The 5328-nt window shown below is 70.7% G+C and carries 5 protein-coding genes; all 5 read right to left on the bottom strand.

Annotated elements, in window-relative coordinates:
• The coding region (locus tag BDW27_RS27300; protein WP_158543600.1) for a condensation domain-containing protein at positions 1-224 on the bottom strand (224 nt) is incomplete at its 3' end.
• A gap of 169 nt (positions 225-393) precedes the next feature.
• Entirely contained in the window at positions 394-2220 is a 1827-nt protein-coding gene (locus BDW27_RS23140; protein WP_110051691.1) for a non-ribosomal peptide synthetase, read from the bottom strand.
• Entirely contained in the window at positions 2217-3248 is a 1032-nt protein-coding gene (locus tag BDW27_RS23135) for a TauD/TfdA family dioxygenase (protein ID WP_110051690.1), read from the bottom strand. Before BDW27_RS23135 ends, BDW27_RS23140 begins: the two co-directional genes overlap by 4 nt.
• Positions 3249-3317: 69 nt before the next feature.
• Entirely contained in the window at positions 3318-4112 is a 795-nt protein-coding gene (locus BDW27_RS23130; protein ID WP_110051688.1) for a thioesterase II family protein, read from the bottom strand.
• 262 nt (positions 4113-4374) lie between these two features.
• Positions 4375-5328: non-ribosomal peptide synthetase (locus BDW27_RS23125; RefSeq protein ID WP_146223293.1), on the bottom strand; the 954-nt coding region annotated here is incomplete at its 5' end.

Below are 5328 nucleotides of genomic sequence, written 5' to 3'. Positions count from 1 at the left end.
GCCGCCAGCCCCAACACCCGCTGGAAGGGCTCGCCCCCGCTCTCCCCGTAGACCGTCCGCAACACCTCGTGCCGCTCGACCACGTCACCCAACGCCGTCTCCAGAGCGGCGGCGTCCACATCGGCGCCGAACCGCACCACCAACGGCACGTTGTAGGTCGAGCCCGCACCTTCAAGCCGGTTCACGAACCACAGCCGCCGCTGCGCGAAGGAAAGGGGGATCACGGTTACTCCTCATGGGAAAGGGTGGTGCCTTCGTCCGCCGGAAACGTGGTGTGCGGCGGTTCTCACCCGGGTTCGGGCGGTCCGACGGTGCTCCGGGAGGGACCGCGGACGCGGTGGTCCCCTCCCGGGCCGGTCGGAACTGCGTGGCTCTCCGGTCGAGAGCATCCGCTCAGTTCGCTGACTCGATGACGGACGCGAGGTCGCGCAGCTTCGGGTTCTCGTACACGGCCTTGAGCGGGATCTTCACCCCAAGCTGCGCCTTGACCTGGGAGACGAGCTTGATGGCCAGGAGCGAATGGCCTCCGAGACGGAAGAAGTCGTCCTCCGCCCCGATCACGGGGACTCCGAGGACCGTGGCCCACACCCGCGCGATGAGCTGCTCCACGGAGCTGAGCCCCTCGTCACCGGAGTCCTCTCTACCGACGGGCTCGGGGTCGGGCAGGGCCGCGCGGTCCAGCTTGCCGCTGGGGGTCCTCGGAAACTCGGCGAGCTCCACGTAGGCCGCGGGTTCCATGTAGCCGGGCAGGCTGGCGGCGGCGAGGTCGCGCAGCTCCCGGTCCAGGCCAGAACCGTGCGATCGGTAGTAGGCCACCAGCGCGGGCCCTCCGGTCAGGGACCGTAGGTCGACGACGACCTCGGCGACGGCGGAGTGCGCGCCCAGGACCCCCTCGACCTCGCCGGGCTCGATGCGGAATCCGCGCAGTTTGACCTGGCGGTCGCCGCGGCCCAGGTACTCCAGGCGGCCGTCGTGGAGTCGGCGCGCCAGGTCACCGGTGCGGTACATGCGCGAGCCGTCGGCCGCGGCGACGTCCGGGACGAATCGCTGGGCGGTCAGGCCGGGCGCTCCTCGGTAACCGCGGGCCACCCGGTACCCGGCGAGGTAGATCTCGCCGGTGACCCCCTCGGGCACGGGCGACAGCCGCTCGTCGAGCAGGCGCAGTTCCAGCCCGGGTAGGACCCGGCCGATGTGCGGTTCACGGGAGGAGTCGATCCAGCCGGCCGTCGCGTCGACAGTGCACTCCGTGGGCCCGTAGACGTTGACGGCGCGGATCGAGCCCCGCTCCGCCATCGCGCTCAGCCGGTGCCACAGGGGCGGGCTGACGGGTTCTCCGCCGACGAGCAGCGTGAGGGGCCCCGGACGGTCTCCGCCCAGGTGCTCCTCCAGGTGGTCCAGGAGCAGGTCGGCGTGGGAGGGGGTGATGTCCAGGTCGGTCAGGCGCTGCTCGCGGATGAGTCCGGCCATGGCCGCCGGGTCGGACCGGACCTGGTCGTCAAGGGTGACGACGGTGTCACCCCTGCACAGACGGGTCCACTGCTGGACAGAGGCGTCGAAGGAGGCGGAGGCGTTCCAGCCCACGCGGCCCCCGGGGGGACCCGCGAGGTGCTCGCTCTCCAGGTCCGCGAGCAGGGCCGAAACCGACCCGCGGGAGACCTCCACGCCCTTGGGTCGCCCTGTGGATCCGGAGGTGTAGATGACGTAGGCGAGGTTGGCGGGACTGACGGCCGCGGGCAGGAAGGGTTCCTGGGACGCCTCGACCGAGGTTCCGTCGGGCGCGATCCGGCAGAGGGCGACGGTCTCGGGGAACGTGCCGTCCGAGGCGCCGCAGTCCTCGTGGCCGCCCGTGGCGGCGCCGCAGGACACAACCACCAGATCGGCGGCCGCGTCCTCCAGCAGGTGTCTGCGGCGCTCGACGGGCAGGGCCGGGTCGACGGGCAGGTAGGCCGCGCCGGCCGTCAGGGTGCCGATCAGGCCGAGGACGAGATCGGCGCCTCGCGGCATGCAGAGGGCGACGACGCGCTCGCGCCCGATCCCCCTGCCGACGAGTTCACGGGCGACGCGGACGGCTCCGGCCCTGAGCTGGTCGAAGGTGAGGACGCGGTCGCCGTCGACGACGGCGTCGCGGGTCCCGGGTACTTCGGCGAGGCGGTCCAGGAGGTCCCGGGCCCCGCTGTGGCGCCCGGCCACGGAGTCGAGGGACTCGATCTGGGTCGTCACCGGACCGCCCCGTCCTGACTCGCGCCGGTCGCCGGAGGAGCGGTCGGTGCGCAGTCGGCGAGCGGCACCGGGTCGCCCATGGCGACGAGGATCTTCCGGTCTCCCTCGAAGGCCTCACGGCCGTGGGCGTTGAGGATGTTGTCGACCATCAGCAGGTCGCCGACCTGGTAGGTCTCCCTGCGCGTGGCCCGGGAGTAGGCGTCGTTGAGCGCGTCGGCCTCCTCCCGGGTGAGCGGGGTGCCGTCACCGACGAAGGTCTCGAAGGGCAGGCCCTCCTCGCCGTAGGTCTCCAGCAGCACGTCGCGGACGTCCTCGTCCAGGGACCAGCGGCTCCAGAACGCGGCGTGGTTGAACCAGACCCGCTCCCCCGTACCCGGGTGGGTGACGATCGCCGACCGGCGCTGGCGGGTGCGCAGGGTCTCCTCGTCGAGCCACTCGCAGCCGATCACGTTCTCCGCGCAGTAGGCCTCGACCTCAGCGGGGGACTCCGTGGCGAAACTGGTCTGCCAGGGCAGACCGGCCAGAGCGGAGTAGTTGCGGACCAGCAGCCAGCCGTGCTCCTCGAACCTGCGACGCAGGTCCTCGGGGACCAGCTCCAGCACCTCGCGCATGTCGCCGACGGTCGTCGCGCCGCCCTTGTCGGGGGCGACGACGCAGCAGAAGAGAAGCGTGCCCGGGAAGTCGAGGGTGTAGCTGTTCTCGTTGTGCAGGCGGATGGGCTGGATCGCGGGCAGGTCGGTGGACGAGAACACACCGCCGCCGAAGTCGGTGCGCGGGGTGGCCTTCTCCTTGTAGGCGGCGGGCTGGGGCAGCAGGACGTCGCGGACCCGGCCGAAGGCGGCGGCGTCCTGGACGGGAAGACCCCTGACCAGGACGCTGCCCGCTGAGGTCAGCTCCGCGGTGATGGCGGGGCGTTCGCGCTCCAGGACCCGGACGGCCTCGTCCATGTCCCGCACACCGGGGAGTTCGATGATCGAGGGTTTGCCCGCCTCACGGCGGACCACGGCCTTCTCTGTTGTCAGCGACATTCTTCCTCCGTTTTCCTCGCGGGCTCGTGCCCGCTCTTCTCGCTTTTCGCTCCGCGCCGGAGCCTTTTCTCAGGAAGCGTGTACGGCGGTCATCGAGGCGGTGACCGAACCGATGATCTCCATGAACCGGGCCAGGTTCTCCTCGCTCTCGTCGAAGTAGAAGTGGCCTCCGGGAAGGGTCTCGACACAGGTCTCGCCCTGGGTGACGTCGCGCCATTCCACGAGGTCGCCGACGGGGACGATGGGGTCGGACTCACCGCCGACGATCGTCAGCGGGAGGTGGAGACTGCGTACCGCGTCATCGCGCCGGTAGGCGTCGTCGATCGAGAAGTCCGCGCGGATCGACGGCAGGATGATCTCCCGCAGCTCGGGCTCGTCGAGGATCTCGTGATCGGTGCCCCCGCGAGCCTTGATCGCCTCCACCAGTTCCTCGTCCGAGAGCGTCTCGGGCAGGACCGGGCTGGGGTTGGGCAGGAACGGGGCACGGCAGGCGGACCCGATCAGGGCCACGGGCGGCCGTCCCGCCGCGCTGAGGCCCCGGGCGACCTCATAGGCCACCAGGGTCCCCATGCTGTGACCGAGTACCACCAGGTCGCGGCGGTCCTCGGCGAGCAGGGACACGATGGGAGCGACCAGGTCGTCGACGCTCTCGGGCAGGTCGTCGGTGAAGCGCGAGCCACGGCCGGGGTACTGGGCGACCAGGAGGCCCACGTCCCGGGGAAGGTGCTCCTCCCATTGGGCGTAGTAGTGGGCGTTGCCTCCGGCGTGGGGCAGGATCAGCAGGGAGAGGCCACCGGGGGCGGAAGGGCTCCGCAGTTCCCACAGCACCTCGCTCGCGGCCGCGTTGTTTCCGAATTCCGTCATTCCGTTCCGCTCCAGATCGCTGTTCAGAGCCGGTTCGTGTTTCCGGGAATCCCGGGCCCGAATCGGTTTCCTTGTTCTGCTACACCGGTCGAATAACGGAAACGTACGCCGGAATTCCGGGCGCACGGGGCAGGAAGTGACGGCAAGGAAGCGGCAGTTGGGGCCGGTCCGCTGCCTGCCGGTGGACCACGGGGGTCATCCGCTGGGGAACGACGAAGCGGCCGGAGCCCCGGTCAGGGGCCCGGCCGCTTCGCGGGACGGGTCAGCCGTCGAGTTCCACCCCGGCGCGGGTACGGCGCCTCAGCGTCGGGCGTGCCCGGGGCGTCGGCACCCAATCAAGGCGCCGCGCCAACTGGGCCACCGTGGGGGCGCGGAAGACGTCCTCCAGAGTGGCCTTGGCGTCCATGGCCGAGCGCAGACGTGTGAGGAGTCGGGTGGCGAGCAGGGAGTGGCCGCCCAGGTCGAAGAACGAGTCGTCGATCCCCACCCGTTCCAGGCCCAGGACCTCGGCGAACAACCCGCACAGGATCTCTTCCCGAGGATTGCGGGGTTGCCCGCCCGAGACCGAGGCCGTGTAGTCCGGTGCGGGCAGGGCCCTCCTGTCCAGCTTGCCGTTCGCCGTCAGCGGGAGCTCGTCCAGCACCACCACCGCCGACGGCACCATGTGCTCGGGGAGGGCGTCGGCGACCGCACCGCGCACGACGGCGCCGTCCAGCTCGGCTCCCGCGACCGGGACCGTGTAGGCGACCAGGGACACCGGTCCGCCGTGGTCGCTCCGGGCAACGACCACGGCCTGAGCCACCCCAGGAACTCCGGCCAGGACGGCCTCGACCTCACCGGGTTCGATCCGGAATCCGCGGACCTTGACCTGGTCGTCCACCCGGCCCACATAGTCCAGATCTCCCGAGGACGACCACCGCACCAGGTCACCCGTGCGATACATCCGATCCCCCGGAGCACCGAAGGGATCAGGCACGAACCGCTCCGCGGTCAGATCCGAACGCCCGAGATACCCCTGGGCCAGAGTGCGCCCGGCGATGTACAACTCACCCGGCACACCCACCGGCACGGGCCGCAGACGAGCGTCCAACACGTAGACCCGCGACCCTCCGATCGGAGCGCCGACGGGTACCGAGCGTTGTCCGGGTTCGACCGAGGACACCTCGAAACTCGTCGAGAACCCCATGTTCTCCGCCGGACCATAACCGTTCACCAC

The sequence above is a fragment of the Nocardiopsis sp. L17-MgMaSL7 genome (genome assembly GCF_003182025.1).
Lineage (GTDB): Bacteria > Actinomycetota > Actinomycetes > Streptosporangiales > Streptosporangiaceae > Nocardiopsis > Nocardiopsis prasina.
This window is presented reverse-complemented; position numbering and strand designations above follow the sequence as displayed.